We start from the raw sequence: 20345 nt of genomic DNA on the forward strand, positions 1-20345 counted from the left end.
CCGTATTGACTCCGTTATTTTAGCTAAATAAACGGAGTGACTATAGACTTAGACTAGATTGAGTATGTATTTGTTTCGATAGAGAGTGATGTGAGTGTAATAGCAGGGTGCAGGGTAAGAGGATAACAATGTGTATGTATATCAATCTGAAGTTTTTAAAAGTTGAGGAGTTACTTGTATGAAGAATATGATGTAGTTGCCACTTGGTTGTGGTATTCTCTTACCTAAGAGAAGATTGAATCAAAAAAAAATCGCTTAAGATTATCTCTTAAGCGATTTTATATTTTATAGTATATTGACTATTTAATTTCTTCTGATGTGAATGCTAGCTTCACAGTAGGGAATTTACTTTGTGTCATTTGGATAGAGAATTCACTATCTGCTAAGAATACTAGTTGCCCTGATTTATCAAAAGCTAGGAACTTCTGTTTTATACGTTTGAATTCTTTGAACTCTTCGTTTTTAGGATCTTCTGGACGTACCCAACATGCTTTATAAGCAGGGAAGTTCTCATACGTACATTTAGCTCCGTATTCGTGCTCTAAACGGTATTGGATAACCTCGTACTGAAGTGCTCCTACAGTACCGATTACTTTACGACCATTCATCTCTAGGGTGAATAACTGTGCTACCCCTTCATCCATTAACTGATCGATACCTTTCTCTAATTGTTTAGATTTAAGTGGGTCAGCGTTGTTGATATAACGGAAGTGCTCAGGTGAGAAACTAGGAATACCTGTGAACTGCATGATTTCTCCTTCAGTCAATGTGTCTCCGATCTTAAAGTTACCAGTATCGTGTAACCCTACGATATCTCCAGCATAAGATACATCTACGATTTCTTTTTTCTCAGCGAAGAAAGCATTCGGGCTAGAGAACTTAAGCTTCTTACCTTGTCTTACGTGTAAGTAAGGAGTATTTCTCTCAAATGTACCAGATACAATTTTGATGAATGCTAGACGGTCTCTGTGTTTAGGGTCCATATTAGCATGTATCTTAAATACAAATCCTGAGAATGTATTTTCTTTAGGCTCTACTACTCTTGTACTAGATTCTTTAGCACGAGGAGAAGGAGCGATTTGGATAAAACAATCTAATAGTTCACGTACCCCAAAGTTGTTTAACGCAGAACCAAAGAATACTGGTTGTAAGTTACCACTGATATACTCTTCTCTGTCAAATTCTGGGTAGATACCTTCTATGATTTCTAATTCATCACGTAGGTTATTAGCAGATTTCTCACCTACTAATTTGTCTAGTTCAGGAGATGCTAGGTCAGATACATTGATTGTTTCTTCAATGTTCTTACGGCTATCTTCACTGAATAAGTTGATATTCTTTTCCCAGATATTATAGATACCTTTAAAGTCGTACCCCATTCCGATAGGGAAACTTAAAGGAGTTACTTTTAGTTGAAGTTTTTGTTCTACTTCATCCATTAGTTCAAAAGCATCACGTCCTTCACGGTCAAGTTTGTTGATGAATACGATCATTGGTATGTTACGCATTCTACATACTTCTACAAGCTTCTCAGTCTGTTCCTCGACCCCTTTCGCAACGTCAATTACTACGATAACACTGTCTACTGCAGTCAGTGTTCTGAACGTATCTTCAGCGAAATCCTTGTGACCAGGTGTATCTAGAATATTAATCTTTTTGTCTTTATAATTAAATGCAAGAACCGAAGTTGCAACAGAAATACCACGTTGGCGTTCAATCTCCATAAAATCGGAAGTAGCTCCTTTTTTAATCTTGTTGTTTTTTACTGCACCAGCTTCTTGAATAGCTCCACCAAAAAGTAGTAACTTTTCAGTTAATGTTGTCTTACCAGCATCAGGGTGAGCAATTACACCAAATGTACGTCTACGATCTATTTCCTTTAAAAAACTCATTATTAAAAAATTTAAGGTACAAAAGTACTTATATTTTGCGGAATTAAAAGTTGTTTTTTGGAGAATGATGTATACATTTAGTTGCTATTTCATACTCAGATAGACTGATGTAATGGGATAGCGATGGTTAGAGTAGATAGTAGAACTCACGTTGATAGTATAAAAAAGCAATATTTAGAAAGGAAAGGAGTTATCCTTTATGTAAAATAATTACATAATTATTATCAATACTTCGTTAACTAGTGTAGGTACTTTAGTAAAGATTTGTATTATTGTGTGTTGGAATTTAGAAGGAGTGGGGTAGAATTAGAAAGTAACTTATTTTTGGTTATAAAACTTTGTTTTAAAATAAGTATTTTTGGGAATTAGTTTCATAAATAGAAATAGTGTATGAATAAATATCGCTTAGTAGGAACCTTGTTTTTGAGTATGTTATGTGGTGCTATGGTGGTATCTTGTGATAAGCTTGGTAGCACTGGGTCTAAGGAGAATGCTGTAGCAAGGGTAAATGATACTTATCTAGACAGAGATGAGGTACATGGTATTGTTCCTTCTAGTGCTGATAAGCAGGATAGTCTAGCTATCGTGACTCGGTTTATAGATAAGTGGGCTACTAAAAAATTATTGATAGAAGCTGCGGAGTTTAATCTATCTAGTGATAAGAAAGAAGAAATAGATAAATTAGTCGATCAATTTAAAAGTGATTTGCTAATAAAGGATTATCTAGAAAAACTAGTACAGAAGAGTATAGATACAATTATTCAAGAGAAAGACTTGAGAGTGTATTATGATAAGTATAAGAGTAATTTTCTTGTAGAAGATATGCTAGTGAGAATGTCTTATGCTAATGTCTTAAAGGATAATAGTAATTATAGTACAATCAGAAAGTACTTTAGTTCGTCTCGAAAAGAAGATCATGAGAAGTTAGATGGAATGTCTCTGCACATGAAATCGTATGCTCTAAATGACTCTATATGGGTGGATGTGAAGCAGATATATGAGAAGCTTCCTTTCTTAAATAATAACAATAAAGATAATTACTTAAAAAACAATGCCTTTTTTGAGGTAGAAGAAGAAAATAGTACTTATTTTGTAAAAGTGAATACAGTATTACCTAGAGGAAGTGTAATTCCTTTTAGTTATTTAAAGAAATCACTAAAGATGATGGTCATTAATGATCGTAAAATGGAATTACTAAAACAATACGAAGAAGATATATTAAAGGATGCTAAAAAAAATAAAAGGTATGAAGTTTTTTAATAAGAAGGTAATGGTAGCTTTAGGGCTAGCTCTTTCTTTTGTAGGATTTGCGCAAGGGCAGACTAAACAGGGTAGAAAAATAGATGGAGTAGTAGGAGTAGTAGGAGATTACATTATCTTAGAATCAGAAATTGATAAAACGTTGATAGAGCTTAAGGCACAACGTATCCCTACAGGTGATTTATCAAGATGTGATTTGTTTGAAAAACTATTGGAGGATAAATTATTTGCTCACCAGGCTGTACAAGACAGTTTAGAGGTAACAGATGCTGAGGTGACAAGTTTTATGAACGAACAAATCAACCGTATGGTGGAGGATGTAGGTTCTATAGATAAGATCATCCAGTTCTATAATAAAAAGAATGAAGAGGAGCTACGTGAGGCATTATTTGAAATTGTAAAGCAAAATAAACTGACACAGAATATGCAACAGCATATCGTGGAGAAGGTAACTATTACTCCAGAAGAAGTACGTCAGTTCTTTAACGAGATTCCTAAAGATCAGTTGCCAACTGTAGGGGATGAGGTAGAGATAGCTGAGATTGTGATTAAACCAGAGATTTCTAAAGAGCAAAAGCAAAAAGTAATCGATCGTCTGAATGAGATGAAGAAAGACGTATTAGAGAATGGTGCTAGTTTCTTTAGTAAAGCGGTACTATTCACAGATGATAGAGGGTCTGCTAGTAATGGAGGATTCTATTCTATCACTAAAAAGTCTCCTTTCGTAAAAGAGTTTAAAGAGGTAGCATTCAACATGGCAGAGGGAGAGATCTCTGAACCATTCGAGTCAGAATACGGATATCATATCATATACTTAGAGAAGATACGTGGACAACACTTAGATCTAAGACATATCTTATTAAAACCAAAACCAACTGATGCTGCATTAGAAGAAGCTAAAAAAAGGGCAGAGAATATCCGTACAAAGATTGCTAATAAGGAGATTACATTCGCAGCTGCTGCAGCGAGTGAGTCAGATGATAAGGATACAAAACAAAATGGTGGTATTATGAAAGATCCTAGATCATTAGACCCACGTTTTGAATTGAATAATATGGAAGATAGAGAACTATATTTCTTAGTGTCTAATCTAAAAGAAGGTGAAGTATCTCAAGTGGCATTAAAGAACGATATGCAAAAACAAGAGAAATACTATCGTATAGTAACAATCAATAAGAAATATGCAGAGCATAAAATTGATTTTGCAGAGGATTATACGAAGGTTAGAAATATGGCTTTAAATAAAAAACAAGCTGAAGAAGTGAATAAATGGGTATCTCGTAAGGTAAATGACGCTTATATTAACATTCAGGGGGAATTTCGTAATTGTACATTCCGTAATAATTGGCTTAAAAAATAAGAATATAATAATCTGAAGGAATGAAAACGACATTTTAGCAATAGGCTAGAATGTCGTTTTTTTTATGTTTAGGGGATAAATATCGCAATATGATATATTAAGCATTAAAAATTAATTAATTTCAGAAAAAGAGGTTCTGTTTATTAAAACTATTGAATTTAATTCAGTAAAGAAGAATGTTTGTAAATAATATTTTTTGTATTTGTAGGATTCATTAAAAACTTTTGAAAATAAATTAGTTTGCTTAAATTTGTGCTGACAAAAATTCAAAGTGATAAACTAAACATAATTATCTAAACTAAGAAGGATGAGTATGTGAGGATTAAGCTTAGAAAAAGAACTAATACAAAATAACATGTATAGGTTGATACAGGGTTCTATCCTCAACCTTTTATTAAATAGACATAACTATGAGTCTTTACAAGGATTACATCAACGAGATCGAAGAAAGAAAAACTCAAGGGCTTAATCCTAAGCCAATTGACGGTGCTGAACTATTAAGTGAAGTTATAGCACAAGTAAAAGATGCTGAGAACGAATACCATGAGGATTCTCTTAAGCTTTTTATTTATAATGTTTTACCGGGTACTACTAGTGCTGCAGGTGTTAAAGCAAAGTTTTTAAAAGAAATTATCTTAGGTGAGGTTGTAGTAAAAGAAATTACTCCAGCTTTTGCATTCGAATTATTATCTCATATGAAGGGTGGACCTTCTATTGAGGTTCTTTTAGACTTAGCATTAGGTAATAATGAAGCTATCGCTTTAGAAGCTGCTAAAGTACTTAAGACACAAGTATTCTTATACGATGCAGATACATTACGTCTAAAAGAGGCTTTCTTAGCAGGTAACGCTATTGCTAAGGATATCTTAGAGAGCTATGCTAAAGCGGAGTTCTTTACAAAACTTCCTGAAGTAGCTGAGAAAATAGAAGTAGTAACTTTCATCGCTGGTGAAGGGGATATCTCTACTGACTTATTATCTCCAGGTAACCAAGCTCACTCTCGTTCTGACCGTGAGTTACACGGACAGTGTATGATCACTCCTGCTGCTCAACAAGAGATTAAAGCGCTACAAGCTGCACATCCTGGTAAGAGTGTAATGTTAATCGCTGAGAAAGGTACTATGGGAGTAGGATCTTCAAGAATGTCTGGAGTAAATAACGTGGCTTTATGGACAGGTAAACAAGCTAGTCCTTATGTACCATTCGTAAACATTGCTCCAATCGTAGGTGGTACTAACGGTATTTCACCTATTTTCTTAACTACAGTTGATGTAACTGGAGGTATCGGACTTGACCTTAAAAACTGGGTGAAGAAAACAGATGCTAATGGAGAAGTAGTTCGCAACGAAAAAGGTGAGCCTGTATTAGAACAAGTTTACTCTGTTGAGACTGGAACTGTATTGACTATTGATACAAAAGCTAAAAAATTATATAATGGAGACCAAGAGCTTATCGATATCGCTAAAGCACTTACTCCACAAAAAATGGAGTTTATCAAAGCTGGTGGTTCTTATGCTATCGTATTTGGTAAAAAGATCCAAACTTTTGCTGCGAAAGTATTAGGAATAGAAGCTCCTGTAGTATTCGCTCCTTCAAAAGAGATTTCTGTAGAAGGACAAGGGCTTACTGCTGTTGAGAAAATCTTCAATAGAAACGCAGTAGGAGTAACTCCTGGAAAAGTGTTACACGCAGGATCAGATGTACGTGTAGAAGTTAATATCGTTGGGTCTCAAGATACAACAGGATTAATGACTGCTCAAGAGTTAGAAGCGATGGCTGCTACAGTTATTTCTCCTATCGTAGATGGTGCATACCAATCTGGATGTCACACTGCTTCTGTATGGGATAAAAAAGCACAGACTAATATCCCTAAGTTAATGAAGTTTATGAATGACTTCGGGTTAATTACAGCACGTGACCCTAAAGGAGAGTATCACTCAATGACTGACGTTATTCACAAAGTATTGAATGATATTACAATCGACGATTGGGCTATCATCATCGGTGGTGACTCTCACACTAGAATGTCTAAAGGGGTTGCTTTCGGAGCGGATTCTGGAACAGTAGCTTTAGCATTAGCAACAGGAGAGGCTTCTATGCCAATTCCTGAGTCAGTGAAAGTAACTTTCAAAGGAGATATGAAGCCACATATGGACTTCCGTGATGTAGTGCATGCTACTCAATCTCAAATGTTACAACAATTCGGAGGAGAGAACGTATTCCAAGGTAGAATTATTGAGGTTCATATCGGGACTCTTCTTGCTGACCAAGCATTTACATTTACTGACTGGACTGCAGAGATGAAAGCAAAAGCTTCTATCTGTATTTCTCAGGATGATACTTTAATCGAGTCTTTAGAGATCGCTAAGAGCCGTATCCAAATTATGATAGAGAAAGGTATGGATAACAGCAATAAAGTTCTTCAAGGATTAATAGATAAAGCAAATAAGAGAATCGAAGAGATTAGATCTGGTGAAAAACCAGCATTAACTCCAGATGCTAATGCTAAATATTATGCTGAGGTTGTGATTGACTTAGACATCATTGATGAGCCTATGATCGCTGATCCAGACGTAAATAATGATGATGTATCTAAACGTTATACTCACGATACTATTAGAGAGCTTTCTTTCTACGGAAGTGATAAGAAAGTTGATTTAGGTTTCGTAGGATCATGTATGGTTCACAAAGATGACTTAAAGATTGTTTCTCAAATGCTTAAAAACCTTGAAAAACAAAATGGTGAGGTTAAGTTTAATGCTCCATTAGTAGTGGCTGCTCCGACTTATAATATCATTGATGAGTTAAAAGCTGAAGGAGATTGGGAATATTTACAAAAATACTCTGGATTTGAGTTTAGTGATTTATTACCAAAAACAACTAACCGTACAGAATACGAAAACATTATGTACTTAGAACGTCCTGGTTGTAACTTATGTATGGGTAACCAAGAGAAAGCTGCTAAAGGTGATACAGTAATGGCTACATCTACTCGTCTGTTCCAAGGACGTGTGGTAGAAGATTCTGAACGTAAAAAAGGAGAGTCTTTATTAGCTTCTACTCCAGTAGTAGTACTTTCTGCTATCTTAGGAAGAATCCCTACTATCGAAGAGTACAAATCTTCTGTAGAAGGAATTAACTTAACGAAGTTCAAACCAATTCCTACTAAATAATATACGCTAAATAGAAATATTTAAATGTAGTTAATATAGAACGAGCCTATCTAATATTAGATAGGCTCGTTTTTTTATGGGATCACGTTAATCAATGCATTGTGCATGATGTTCTATTTCAAAATTGCAAGAATTAGCAATAAAGCAAAGTTTGTTGGCTTGAACATGTAGTTGTAGCGCTAGTTCTTTTTGTGATTCATCTCTGATGCGTACTATCGGATTTAAAACCACCTTGGTTATACGTCCACTACCATCATCATTTAGTACTAACGTAGCCTCCGAATTATCTTCATAAGCAAGCACTTCTATATCGTGTTGCTGGCATACGTATAAATACGACATCATATGACATGATGTAAGAGCGCTTAGCAATAAATCTTCTGGATTTAGCAACGTAGGGTCTCCTTTAAAGGCTTTGGCTGCTGAAATAGGTAAAATATCTTTTCCTTCTATTTTGATGGTATGGCTTTTAGCATACACCTTTTTGTTCGACTCTTTTTGCTTGTCGATAGCAATCCAATTTAGCGCAGCTTTAAAAAGATGTTTGTACATGGTGTTTGTTTTAAATAAGACGATGAATTCATAAGTAGCATTTGCTTACCTATATATCATAGTTGGCGAGTTTAGGTAAGGGCAATAATTCCTCTTATTAGTTTGATTCAAATTTAAACAAAATACTCAACTAATCATTTGTTGTGATATTATACTTAGACATAGTATTATAGTCTATTTTGTAAACTTATTTCAATTAAATAGAATCATTTTAAATATATTGTTTTAACATTTATATAGAATTTATTAGAGGTAAAAAACTGTAAATTGTCTTAATAATTTAAATTGTAAAAAAAAGAACTTTATTATGGCTTTTGATATTGAAATGATTAAAAAAGTGTATGATAAGATGCCTGACCGCGTAGCGAAAGCTCGTGAACTAGTAGGTCGTCCATTAACACTTTCAGAAAAGATTTTATATACTCACTTATGGGATGGGACACCATCACAATCATTTGAGAGAGGTAAAGACTATGTAGACTTTGCACCAGACCGTGTAGCGTGTCAAGATGCAACAGCTCAGATGGCTTTATTACAATTTATGCACGCTGGAAAAGAAAAGGTAGCCGTGCCAACTACAGTACACTGTGACCACTTAATCCAAGCAAAAGTAGGTGCTGCTACAGATCTTCAAACAGCACAAAACCAATCATCAGAGGTGTTTAACTTTTTATCTTCTGTATCTAATAAATATGGTATTGGTTTCTGGAAACCAGGAGCAGGTATTATTCATCAAATTGTACTAGAGAACTATGCTTTCCCAGGAGGATTAATGATTGGTACAGATTCACATACAGTTAATGCTGGTGGTCTAGGTATGTTAGCTATAGGTGTAGGTGGGGCTGATGCAGTAGATGTAATGTCTGGTATGGCTTGGGAATTAAAGTTTCCTAAATTAATAGGTGTGAAATTAACTGGTAAGTTAAACGGTTGGACTGCCCCTAAAGACGTTATTCTTAAAGTAGCAGATATTCTTACTGTAAAAGGAGGAACAGGAGCTATCGTAGAGTATTTCGGTGAAGGAGCTACTTCTATGTCATGTACTGGTAAAGGTACTATCTGTAATATGGGAGCAGAGATAGGAGCGACTACTTCTACATTTGGATATGATGATTCAATGAGAAGATATTTAGCAGCTACAGGTCGTCAAGATGTAGTGGATGCTGCTGATAAGGTAGCTGAACACTTAACAGCAGATGCTGAAGTGTACGCTAACCCAGAAAAATACTTTGACGAGTTAATAGAAATAAACTTATCAGAATTAGAACCACATATTAATGGGCCTTTTACACCAGATAGAGGAACTCCTGTGTCAAAAATGAGAGCAGAGGCAGAAGCTAACGGATGGCCATTAAAAGTAGAGTGGGGATTAATAGGTTCTTGTACGAACTCTTCTTATGAAGATATGTCTAGAGCGGCTTCTATTGTAGAACAAGCAGTAGCTCAAGGAATCACTCCTAAGGCAGAATTTGGTATTAACCCAGGTTCTGAACAAATTCGTTATACAATTGAAAGAGATGGTATCATTGAGACTTTTGAGAAGATGGGAACTAAAGTATTTACCAATGCTTGTGGGCCATGTATCGGTCAATGGGATCGTGAAGGAGCTGATAAACAAGAGAAAAACACTATTGTTCACTCGTTTAACCGTAACTTCTCTAAGCGTGCGGATGGTAACCCAAATACCCATGCTTTTGTAACATCTCCTGAGATGGTAGCTGCTTTAGCTATCGCTGGTGACTTAGGTTTTAACCCTATCACAGATACACTTATTAACGATAATGGAGAAGAAGTAAAATTAGTACCTCCTACAGGTGATGAATTGCCGACTAAAGGTTTTGCAGTAGAGGATCCTGGATATCAAGCACCAGCTGCTGATGGTTCAAATGTAGTAGTAGATGTAAACCCTACTTCTAGTCGTTTACAATTGTTAGAGCCATTTACTCCATGGGATGGCAAAAATATTACTGGAGCTAAATTGTTGATTAAAGCTTTTGGTAAATGTACTACAGACCATATTTCTATGGCTGGTCCTTGGTTGCGTTTCCGTGGGCACTTAGATAATATTTCTGACAATATGTTGATAGGAGCAGAGAATGCTTTTAATCACGAGACAAATAAAGTGAAGAACCAACTGACAGGTGCTTACGGAGCAGTACCTGCAGTTCAAAGAGCTTATAAAGCAGCAGGTGTACCAACTATTGTAGTAGGGGACCAAAACTATGGGGAAGGATCATCACGTGAGCACGCAGCTATGGAGCCTCGTCACTTAGGGGTAAAAGCTGTATTAGTGAAGTCTTTTGCACGTATTCATGAAACAAACCTAAAGAAACAAGGAATGTTAGCTTTAACGTTTGCTAATGAAGCTGATTATGATAAGATAAAAGAAGATGATACAATCAACTTCTTAGATTTAACTGAGTTTGCACCAGGTAAACAGTTATCATTAGAGTTTGTACATGCTGATGGATCTAAGGACATCATCATGGCTAACCATACGTATAACGCTAGTCAAATAGAATGGTTTAAAGCGGGTTCTGCATTAAACTTAATTGCAGCAGGTAAGTAATTAACTCTACAATTCTATATTATAAAGGGTATCTCAATTGAGGTACCCTTTTTTTATCTGTTTGAATAGAGATGTTATTAACTTTGAATTAACTAATTTTGCGCTCTAGTTATAACTAGTAAACAAGACAACAAATGAGTGAAATAGAGGATAAGAAAATAGTATTAGCAGTAGATGAGAAGCCTAAATTAGGGCAGTGGATTCTATTGAGTGTCCAACATTTATTTGCGATGTTTGGAGCGACAGTCTTAGTTCCTACGTTGACAGGAATGAATCCTGCTATAGCTTTAATATCGAGTGGTATTGGTACATTGGTTTTTATCTTTATAACTAGAGGGAAAGTTCCTTCATACTTAGGTTCTTCTTTTGCTTTTATAAACCCTATTATAGCAATGAAAGCTTTAGAAGCAGATCCTTCTTCAGGAATGCCCGTAGGTAGTTTTTTAGTAGGTAGTTTTCTTGTAGGAGTTGTTTATTCTTTAGTAGCATTATTAATTGCTAAGGCAGGAACTAATTGGTTAATGAGGCTATTGCCACCTATTGTAGTTGGGCCTGTTATTATGGTTATAGGATTAGGATTAGCTAGTACAGCCATCGGTATGGTGACTAATAATCCTCAAGGAGAATATGACCTAACTTATGTCATGATTGGCCTAGTAACGTTAGCCATAACGATTATTACAGCAATTTTCACACGTGGTTTTCTTAGCGTTATACCTGTACTAATAGGTATTGTAGGAGGGTATTGCTTTTCTGCAATCATGGGAGTAGTCCACTTCGAAAAAGTGATTGAAGCTAATTGGTTTGAAGTGCCTAGTTTTATGGTGCCTTTTGTACATTACGAGCCTACTGTGTCATGGTATGTTATTTTATTGATGTTACCTGTAGCTATCGTACCTATTGCAGAACATATAGGGCATCAGTTGGTATTGAGCAAAGTCATTGATAAAGATTTAATAAAAGATCCTGGATTGCATAAGAGTATGTTAGGAGATGGAGTAGCTACTATGTTAGCCTCATTGATAGGAGGACCACCTAATACTACTTATGGTGAGAATATTGGAGTATTAGCTATTACAAGAGCCTTTAGTATATATATATTTATGGGAGCAGCATGTTTTGCTATTCTGTTTGGTTTTTGTGGTAAGATATCAGCTTTGTTAAGTACGATACCTGCACCTGTGATGGGAGGTGTTTCTATTCTCTTATTTGGTATTATTGCTTCGAGTGGATTGAGAATGTTAGTTGAGAATGATGTAGACTTTAAGGTAAAGAGAAACCTGATTATTTCATCAGTTATATTGATTATCGGTATCGGAGGAGCAGCTATTCATATAGGAGAATTATTCTCATTAGAAGGAATGGCATTGGCATCTATTATAGGGATAGTATTAAATATCGTATTACCAGGAAGAGTAGATGTGGACTTTGACGATATGTTTAGAAAATCTTAGTGCAGTTTTAGATAAGTACATTTTTTGTTGTGGCGACTTCTTTATATATTTAACTCAGAATACATTATAAAAAGATAAACGAAAAGTGGTTGTACAATAATTATAACGTAGAATAGGTTTGTAGTATTTGTATAATGAGTATTCTACATTAAAATATTGAATAAAGTAAGAGTATGAGTGAGAAGAATACCAAGAAGAAAGGATGGATATCTAATGCTATATTTATTTTAGTATTAGGAGTTTTTTTATTTACTCCTTTAGGAGATAGTGCGAAGGTGTGGTTGAATAGGCTTGTGGCTATGAGTCCTAGCTTAGAGAAAGTCGAAAATCAACAAACAGTGAATTACGAGTCATGGCATTTAATAGATGAGCACGGACAAACTTTTGATTTAGATAAGACTAGGGGAAAAGTGGTTATCATTAACTTTTGGGCTACGTGGTGCCCTCCATGTTTAGCTGAGAAACCTAGCTTTCAAGAGCTTTATAACGATTATAAAGATAAAGTAGTATTTCTTTTCGTTACCTCAGAGTCTCCTGATAAGGTAAAGGCTTTTAAAGAGAAGCATCAGTATACTTTACCTATTTATTTTGAGCAGAATGCAGCTCCTGCTGTTTTATTTTCTGAATCTATACCAGCATCTTATGTAATAGATAAAAAAGGAAATATAGTAGTGCGTAAGTTCAGGGCAGCTGACTGGAATAGCTCTAAGTTTAGAGTAACACTAGACGAATTATTGAAATAAAAATGTAATACATAGAAGTATAAAAAAAGTCCAGCATTAGCTGGACTTTTTTATATATTAAGCTTACTATCTACTAATAGTAAGTATAACGTCTAACTTGAGCGATGTACTTAGCTAAGCGGATAACTTGGTGGCTATAACCATACTCGTTATCATACCATACGTACATAACTACGTTTTTACCATCTGCAGAAACGATAGTAGCTTTACTATCGAAGATAGATGGAGCAGATGTTCCTACGATATCAGATGATACTAATTCGTTATTGATAGAATATTTAATTTGCTCTACTAAGTCTCCATTAAGAGCAGCTTTGCGCATTACTTCATTTAAATCTTCTACAGAAGTTTCTTTACCAACTTCTAAGTTTAATACTACAAGTGATCCATTAGGTACTGGTACACGGATAGCGTTAGAAGTAAGTTTACCAGCTAATGATGGTAACGCTTTAGCTACAGCACTTCCTGCACCTGTCTCAGTGATAACCATGTTTAATGCAGCAGCTCTACCACGACGGTATTTCTTGTGCATATTATCTACTAAGTTTTGGTCATTTGTATATGCGTGGATAGTCTCTAAGTGTCCTTTTACTACACCGAAGTTATCTTCCATTACTTTTAAGATAGGAGTAATAGCATTCGTAGTACAAGAAGCAGCAGACCAGATATCTACTTGGTTTGGATCATACTCAGTGTGGTTAACACCGTGAACGATGTTTGGTACACCTTTTCCAGGAGCTGTCAATAATACTTTAGAAGCACCTTTAGAAGTTAAGTGACGTTTTAAATCTTCATCAGTTTTAAAAGCACCTGTATTATCGATGATTAAAGCATTCTCAATGTCGTATTGAGTATAGTCGATTTCTTCTGGAGCATTAGCAGAAATCATGTGTACTGTAGTACCGTTGATGATTAAAGCATTGTTTTCAGGATCAGCGATTACTGAACCTTCGAAGTCTCCGTGTACTGAATCATATTTAAGTAAAGAAGCACGTTTTTCTAAAAGAACTGCATCGTTTTTATCACGAGTTACAATTGCTCTTAAACGCATTTGTTGTCCTTTACCGATTTTATTCATTAACTCTCTAGCTAATAAACGTCCGATACGTCCGAATCCGTAAAGTACTACGTCTTTAGGTACTAATTCTTCTGTTTCTTTAGCATCTTTTAATTTAGAAATAACAAAGTCTAAAGCATTGCTGTGCTTGTTGTCTTCTAAGTGATATTCATAAGTTAAACGACCGATATCGATTCTAGAAGGTGGTAAGTCAGCTCGTTGAATCGCTTCAGCTATTTCTACAGAATCAAAAATATTGATTGGTTTCCCAACAAATTTTGCAGCATACTCATGTAAGTTAATGATATCGCTAACGCTACGGTCGATAAGTTGGTTACGGAACATTAATAGTTCAATAGACTTGTCATACCATAGGTCACTAATAATCTTAATAAACTCTACGCATGCTTTTCTACGATCTGCTTGAAAAGCTAATTCTTTCTCGTAAAGACTAGTATTTTTCATATATTAAATTGTGTTGTGATAAATTACTGCAAAAGTCTGTTTTTTTAATGAATTAATCAAGTTGTAAAGTTTAAAATACTCTTTTTAGTGTATTTATTGGGTGAACCTTACGATTATATTAGTAAACGAAGGTATTCTCCGTTTTTATTCATTAAAGTGAGCTTTATTTTTTGATTTTGATTAATCTGAGAGTCGATATTTTTAATTTGATTGATGTTAGAAACTTTGAGATCATTGATAGAAAGGAGAATACTACCGATCAAATCGTCTTCATATTTCGCAAAATCCTTGTCTAATATCTTCGTTATTTTAAATCCGTAGTTGATGTTTAATTCTTCTTTTTCGGCTGTATCTAGTTCTTGTAATTCTAATCCTCTAAACTCTATTTTGCGAGGTTCATTCTTACCAAGTGTTATAGAGGTACTATGTGTATCGTTACCCCTTAGATATTCTATTGCTACTATATCTTTAGGGCGTTTAGTATTAATGATTGAGCGGAGGTCTACAAAGGTCTTAATCTCTTTATTATTAATCTTAGTGATAATATCTCCATTTTTTAATCCAGCCTGAGCCGCACCGGAGTTCGTTATTATATCTTGAATATAAAAACCAAAAGAAGTATTGCTAATGTTGAGCTCTTTGACGATTTGAGGAGTTAATTCATATCCAGATACCCCTAGAGTAGCATTCTGTACATTTCCATATTCTAATAAATCCTCAACTATCTTACGCGTTACATTAGAAGGCACAGCAAAGGCGTACCCTACATAAGCACCTGTGTTAGACGAGATCATGGTGTTAATACCGATTAATTCTCCTTTAGTATTGACTAAGGCACCACCACTATTACCAGGGTTGATAGCGGCATCTGTTTGTATAAAAGATTGAATACTTGTCTTAGATAGATTACGAGCTTTAGCAGATACGATACCTGCTGTCACTGTAGAGGTTAAGTTATAAGGATTACCTACAGCGATAACCCATTCTCCTAGTTGAATGTCGTCAGAATCTCCAAATACGATATAAGATAATTTCTCTTTTGGTTCTATTTTTAATAGTGCGATATCCATTTCTTTGTCCGTACCGATTAGTCTCGCTTTATACGTTTCATTATTCGAGAGTGTCACTTCTAGTTCAGAAGCATTAGCGATCACATGGTTATTCGTAACGATATAACCATCTTCAGTAATGATAACACCTGACCCTGTTCCTATCTGAGGTTTTGGCGAAGGCTTATACCCATAGAATAGTTCCATGATAGGGTTAGAACGAGAAGATACATAGCTTAGATTTTTGACGTGAACTACTGTATTTACAGTATTTTCAGCAGCTTCAACGAAATCAATAGACGAATTTGGGATAATAGAAGATTTGGTAGTAGAAATTGCAGAGGGTACATCCTCTAGTTTACTTAGTTCAGTATTGTTTTGATTTTCAAAAAAATACTTATAACCAGCTAGTGTCATACTACCACTTAATAAACAAATTAAAAAAACACCTAAGATCTTTTTCATATATAAATCTATTAATTAAATAAGACTAAAATTACTAAATAAAAATTTGAACAAAATGATGTTTAACCATCACTTAACACCGTGTTTTAACATACATTATTTGTATTTTTACCACTTTAAGTAAGATTAGCTATATGTTGAGATTTTATAAGTATCAGGGAACTGGTAACGATTTCGTAATGATAGATAACCGCACTAGTTTTTTTCCTAAAGAAGACAAGGAATTAGTAGCACATTTATGTCATAGACGCTTTGGAATAGGTGGAGACGGTTTGATTTTGTTAGAAGAAGCAGAAGGATATGATTTTAGAATGGTCTATTATAATGCAGATGGAAGTGAGAGTACCATGTGTGGTAATGGAGGTAGATGTCTAGTAGCCTTTGCGAAACAGTTAAAAATAATTAATGACAATTGCCGTTTTATAGCTATAGATGGAGAACATACTGCTACCATTAGTAGTGAGGGTATAGTATCGCTACAGATGATCAATGTGTCAGGGATAGAGATAGAGAAGTCATACAGCTTTTTAAATACAGGATCACCTCATCATGTACAGGTAGTGAGAGATTTAGGAAGTTATGATGTATTCGGTATAGGACAAGAGATAAGAGAGAGTGAATTATACGCACCAGGAGGAACTAATGTAAACTTCGTAGAGCAGGAAGGACCTAATCATTTTAGAATACGCACATTCGAGAGAGGGGTAGAAGACGAGACGTTATCTTGTGGTACAGGAGCTACTGCAGTAGCTATCTCGATGTATGCTCAGGGGAAGTGTGATCACAATGAAGTGAAGATAGATGTAGAGGGAGGAAGTCTGATGATTAGTTTTGAGACAGAGGATCGTATTAGTTATAGAAATGTAGTATTAAGCGGACCAGCCAAACTAGCGTTTGAAGGGACAATACAAATATAAAAAAGATGTTACATATTCGTGGGAATGCTATATTTTTACGTGCTTTAGAGCCAGAAGATTTAGAATTTATCTATCAGATAGAGAATGATGTTGATCTATGGGAAGTTAGTAATACGGTGACACCTTATAGTCGCTTTTTGATTCGACAGTATTTAGAGAATGCTCATCTCGATATCTATGAAGTAAAGCAGTTGCGATTAGTAATCTGTGATATAGATACAGAGCAGACATTAGGACTGATTGATCTATTTGAGTTTGATCCTAAGAACAATAGAGCAGGTGTAGGAATTGTGATCCAACACCAAGAGGATAGAGGGAAAGGAGCAGGAGCAGAAGCATTAGAATTAGTTATTAATTATGGTAAAGAAGTATTAGGTTTGCACCAGCTGTATGCTAATATTTCGGTAGATAATTATCCTAGTCAACAACTGTTTTTAAAATACGGTTTTAAACTAGTAGGTATAAAGAAAGATTGGGAAAGAGTTGGCGGAGTTTATAAAGACGAAGCGTTGTATCAATTATTATTTTAAATAAAATTATGAAGTTAAAAAACATCTTAGTTATTCTAGTTGTTCTAGGGGGATTTGGACTATTAGGATACTTGTATATATGGTATGGTAAGGCGTTTTCGCCTAATTTAAAAGGTTGGGATGAAGAACAGTTTATCTACATTAAGCAAGAAGATAACTTTCATTCTGTATTAAAGGTATTAGAACCTTATCTAAATGATAAAGAAGGTTTCGTAGAAATAGCAGAACAACGCAGTTATCCGTCTAATGTATTCAGTGGTCGTTTTAAACTTAGAAACGGAATGAATACCTATGACATCATCGAGGCACTTAGAAAGAATGTACCTGTGCGTTTAACGTATAATAACCTTGAGCGAATAGAAGATTTCGCAGGGAGATTAGGTTCTATGTTTGAGACGGATAGTATAGGTTTCTTAGAGACGTTCTATGAACCTAGTTTCTTAGAAGAAAACGGATTTACTAAAGAAAGTGTATTAGTCTCTTTCTTACCTGAGACATATGAATTCTATTGGAATGTAAGCCCTTTGAAAATCCGTAATAAGATGCATAAGGAGTACATCCGATTCTGGAACGCTGAGCGTCAAGAGAAAGCAAAAGCTCTAGGGCTAACACCTGTAGAGGTATCTATCTTAGCTTCTATTGTTCAGAAAGAAACGAGTAAAGCAGACGAGAAAGAAAAAGTAGCAGGAGTGTACCTAAATAGAATTAAGTTAGGAATGCCATTACAAGCAGACCCTACTGTAGTATATGCTAAGAAACTACATACTAACGATTTTAAACAAGTGATCAAAAGAGTGTATCTAAAGGATACTCAGATACCATCACCTTATAATACGTATCAGAATACAGGACTACCTCCAGGACCTATCTTTATGTCAGATCAGTCTAGTATAGATGCAGTGTTAAATGCAGAGAAACACGATTATGTGTACTTCTGTGCAAGTGTAGATAGATTAGGATATCACGAGTTTGCGGTGACACTAGCTCAGCATAATGCTAACAGTAGAAAGTATAGTGCATGGCTAAACCAAGCAGGTATCAATTAAAAAAATAATAGAAGTAAGCTGTCTAATTTTGGACAGCTTTTTTTATATTTATACTTCTGAAGTGGAATATAAATATAGTTTATAGGGATTTAATGTTGTATGACTTTACTATAAGTACTCATGCTGTTTTGTTTCGAATGAGTCCGTAGTGAGTCCGTTATGAGTCCGTAGCAAGTCCGTTAATGTGTATAAAATAACGGAGTGAGTATGGACATACGATATAAGTACTAATGAGGTATTCGCAATCTAGGTACAATCTAGCTAAAATAAGAGTAATAGAAAAGGCTGTCCACGGACAGCCTTTTCTGGTATAGATTATAAGAGTATAAATGTGGAGTACTATTTCCATCCACCACCAAGAGCTTGGTATAGTTTTACTCTTGAAATTAGTTTGTTCTGTTTTAATTTGTTTAGGTTCAGCTCACTATCTAGCATATTCTTTTGTGCATTGATAATCTCTATATAGTTGGCATATCCACTGTTAAATAGTAAGTTAGATTGCTTTACACCTAATCTAGAAGTTGCTACTTGCTCTTCAGCGATCTCTATCTGCTCTTTCACTGTCTCTAATGTGATTAAGGCATCAGATACTTCTGTGATAGCTGTATAGACAGACTTCTGAAGGTCTATTTCTGCTTTTTCTCTTTCTATTTTAGCTACTTCATAATCTGTTTTTAGTTTTCGCTTATTAAATAGAGGAGCGGCTACATCACCTATTAGCCCACCGAATAAAGAACCAGGTATATTAAACCAATTCTTACCTAACATACTATTTAATCCTCCCGTTACATCTATTGTAAGAGAAGGGTATCTGCTAGTCTGTGCTACACCTACTCTTGCATTACTCGCTTTTAGAGCTAGCTCTGCTTGTTGTACATCAGGACGCTGACTCACTAAGTATAGTGGTACTCCTGTTGTCAGTGTTTCTTGGTAGTTGACCTCTGCTAACTTAGTATCTCGCTCGATAGCATCTGGTAGCTGTCCTGTAAGCAGTGATAGCGCATTCTCCTGAACTGCTATTTGCTGTTTTAGAGAAGGAATTAACGCCTTTGCTACTAGCATTTGGTTACGCGTCTGTTGAATAGCAAGAGAGGTGGTCTGACCTGCATCTCGTTGTAGTTCAACTATCTTTAGGGTATTCTTCGTCAATTCATAGTTAGACTGAGCTACTTCCATCTGAGCATCTAGCAGTAGTAAGTTATAATATCCTTCTGCTATATTAGCGATTAGAGTAGTCTGTACTGCTTTGCGAGCTTCGTGAGTCTGTAGATAGTTCGCTAGAGCTTCAGCACTCATGCTCTTCATCTTTCCCCAGACGTCTAATTCCCAGCTTATACCTAGAGAAGAGACGTATTGAGCAGAGTTTACATACATATTCTCAGGAGCGTCTTTCCCTTTATTTTCGTAGTATTTACTTGCTGCTGATCCATAGTAATTAGAAGAGCGATACTGATAAGCTACATTGCCAAGTGTCATATCTACTGATGGCAGCCATTCTAGCTTAGCTTGTCTAGCCTTTTGGTCAGCTATTTCGATATTCTTTATAGCATTAGCCATATCGAAGTTGTGTTCTAATCCACTGTTGATTAATTCAATCAACTTCTCATCTTCAAAGAACGTCTTCCAATCAATATCAGCTATTCCTACTGAATCTCTAGTATTGTTGATAGAGTCTAGTTGACCTCTATACTGTTCTGGCAATTCGAATTCAGGTGCTTTATAGTTAGACTGTGGAGCACAAGAATGTAAGGCTAAAGCTGCGGAAACCACCGATACATATAAAGTGCTTGTTATAATTCTTTTTGTGTTCATG

The 20345-nt window shown here is 35.4% G+C and carries 14 protein-coding genes; 9 read left to right on the top strand and 5 right to left on the bottom strand.

Features of this window, described 5'->3' with window-relative positions; genetic code table 11:
• Window positions 1-299 precede the first annotated feature (299 nt).
• Complete coding sequence (locus tag MODO_RS16360; RefSeq protein ID WP_006256798.1) at window positions 300-1892, bottom strand: peptide chain release factor 3; 1593 nt, start codon at window positions 1890-1892, stop codon at window positions 300-302.
• A 390-nt stretch (window positions 1893-2282) separates the two neighbouring features.
• Here MODO_RS16360 and MODO_RS16365 point away from each other — a divergent pair, with 390 nt between their 5' ends.
• The 3 genes from MODO_RS16365 (at window position 2283) to MODO_RS16375 (ending at window position 7685) form a co-directional block, all read left to right on the top strand.
• On the top strand, window positions 2283-3152 hold the full coding sequence (locus tag MODO_RS16365) for a hypothetical protein (protein WP_006256797.1): 870 nt from the start codon (window positions 2283-2285) through the stop codon (window positions 3150-3152).
• On the top strand, window positions 3139-4512 hold the full coding sequence (locus MODO_RS16370) for a peptidylprolyl isomerase (protein WP_006256796.1): 1374 nt from the start codon (window positions 3139-3141) through the stop codon (window positions 4510-4512). The genes MODO_RS16365 and MODO_RS16370 overlap by 14 nt, the downstream gene beginning before the upstream one ends.
• Window positions 4513-4922: 410 nt before the next feature.
• On the top strand, window positions 4923-7685 hold the full coding sequence (locus tag MODO_RS16375) for a bifunctional aconitate hydratase 2/2-methylisocitrate dehydratase (RefSeq protein WP_006256795.1): 2763 nt from the start codon (window positions 4923-4925) through the stop codon (window positions 7683-7685).
• Window positions 7686-7772: 87 nt separating this feature from the next.
• Here MODO_RS16375 and MODO_RS16380 read toward each other — a convergent pair whose 3' ends face one another.
• Window positions 7773-8237, bottom strand: a complete 465-nt coding sequence (locus MODO_RS16380) for an OsmC family protein (RefSeq protein WP_006256794.1) — start codon at window positions 8235-8237, stop codon at window positions 7773-7775.
• Window positions 8238-8544: 307 nt separating this feature from the next.
• On the opposite strand from MODO_RS16380, the gene MODO_RS16385 reads away from it, so the two are divergent.
• The 3 genes from MODO_RS16385 to MODO_RS16395 all read left to right on the top strand — a co-directional run bounded on the left by MODO_RS16385 (window position 8545) and on the right by MODO_RS16395 (window position 13003).
• Window positions 8545-10806, top strand: coding sequence for an aconitate hydratase (locus MODO_RS16385; protein WP_006256793.1), 2262 nt, complete (start codon window positions 8545-8547; stop codon window positions 10804-10806).
• Window positions 10807-10940: 134 nt separating this feature from the next.
• Complete coding sequence (locus tag MODO_RS16390; protein WP_006256792.1) at window positions 10941-12260, top strand: solute carrier family 23 protein; 1320 nt, start codon at window positions 10941-10943, stop codon at window positions 12258-12260.
• Window positions 12261-12433: 173 nt separating this feature from the next.
• Window positions 12434-13003 carry a TlpA family protein disulfide reductase gene (locus tag MODO_RS16395; RefSeq protein WP_006256791.1) on the top strand — a complete coding sequence of 190 codons (570 nt, stop codon included), beginning with the start codon at window positions 12434-12436 and terminating at the stop codon, window positions 13001-13003.
• A gap of 73 nt (window positions 13004-13076) precedes the next feature.
• Here the strand turns inward: MODO_RS16395 and MODO_RS16400 are convergent, their stop codons facing one another.
• Complete coding sequence (locus MODO_RS16400; protein ID WP_006256790.1) at window positions 13077-14525, bottom strand: glyceraldehyde-3-phosphate dehydrogenase; 1449 nt, start codon at window positions 14523-14525, stop codon at window positions 13077-13079.
• A gap of 113 nt (window positions 14526-14638) precedes the next feature.
• The gene (locus tag MODO_RS16405) at window positions 14639-16039 is read right to left on the bottom strand and encodes a trypsin-like peptidase domain-containing protein (RefSeq protein ID WP_006256789.1); all 1401 of its coding nucleotides are present in this window, start codon (window positions 16037-16039) and stop codon (window positions 14639-14641) included.
• A gap of 134 nt (window positions 16040-16173) precedes the next feature.
• On the opposite strand from MODO_RS16405, the gene dapF reads away from it, so the two are divergent.
• The 3 genes from dapF to mltG are packed head-to-tail and all read left to right on the top strand — an operon-like array spanning window position 16174 to window position 18532.
• Complete coding sequence (dapF, locus tag MODO_RS16410) at window positions 16174-16956, top strand: diaminopimelate epimerase (RefSeq protein ID WP_006256788.1); 783 nt, start codon at window positions 16174-16176, stop codon at window positions 16954-16956.
• Window positions 16957-16961: 5 nt separating this feature from the next.
• On the top strand, window positions 16962-17486 hold the full coding sequence (locus MODO_RS16415; RefSeq protein ID WP_006256787.1) for a GNAT family N-acetyltransferase: 525 nt from the start codon (window positions 16962-16964) through the stop codon (window positions 17484-17486).
• Window positions 17487-17494: 8 nt separating this feature from the next.
• Entirely contained in the window at window positions 17495-18532 is a 1038-nt protein-coding gene (gene mltG / locus MODO_RS16420) for an endolytic transglycosylase MltG (RefSeq protein WP_006256786.1), read from the top strand.
• A gap of 339 nt (window positions 18533-18871) precedes the next feature.
• On the opposite strand, the gene MODO_RS16425 is transcribed toward mltG, so the two are convergent.
• Window positions 18872-20344 carry an efflux transporter outer membrane subunit gene (locus tag MODO_RS16425; RefSeq protein WP_006256785.1) on the bottom strand — a complete coding sequence of 491 codons (1473 nt, stop codon included), beginning with the start codon at window positions 20342-20344 and terminating at the stop codon, window positions 18872-18874.
• Window position 20345 lies beyond the last annotated feature (1 nt).

Origin of the sequence: Myroides odoratimimus, from assembly GCF_001485415.1 — a bacterium.
In the GTDB taxonomy this organism is placed as follows: domain Bacteria; phylum Bacteroidota; class Bacteroidia; order Flavobacteriales; family Flavobacteriaceae; genus Flavobacterium; species Flavobacterium odoratimimum.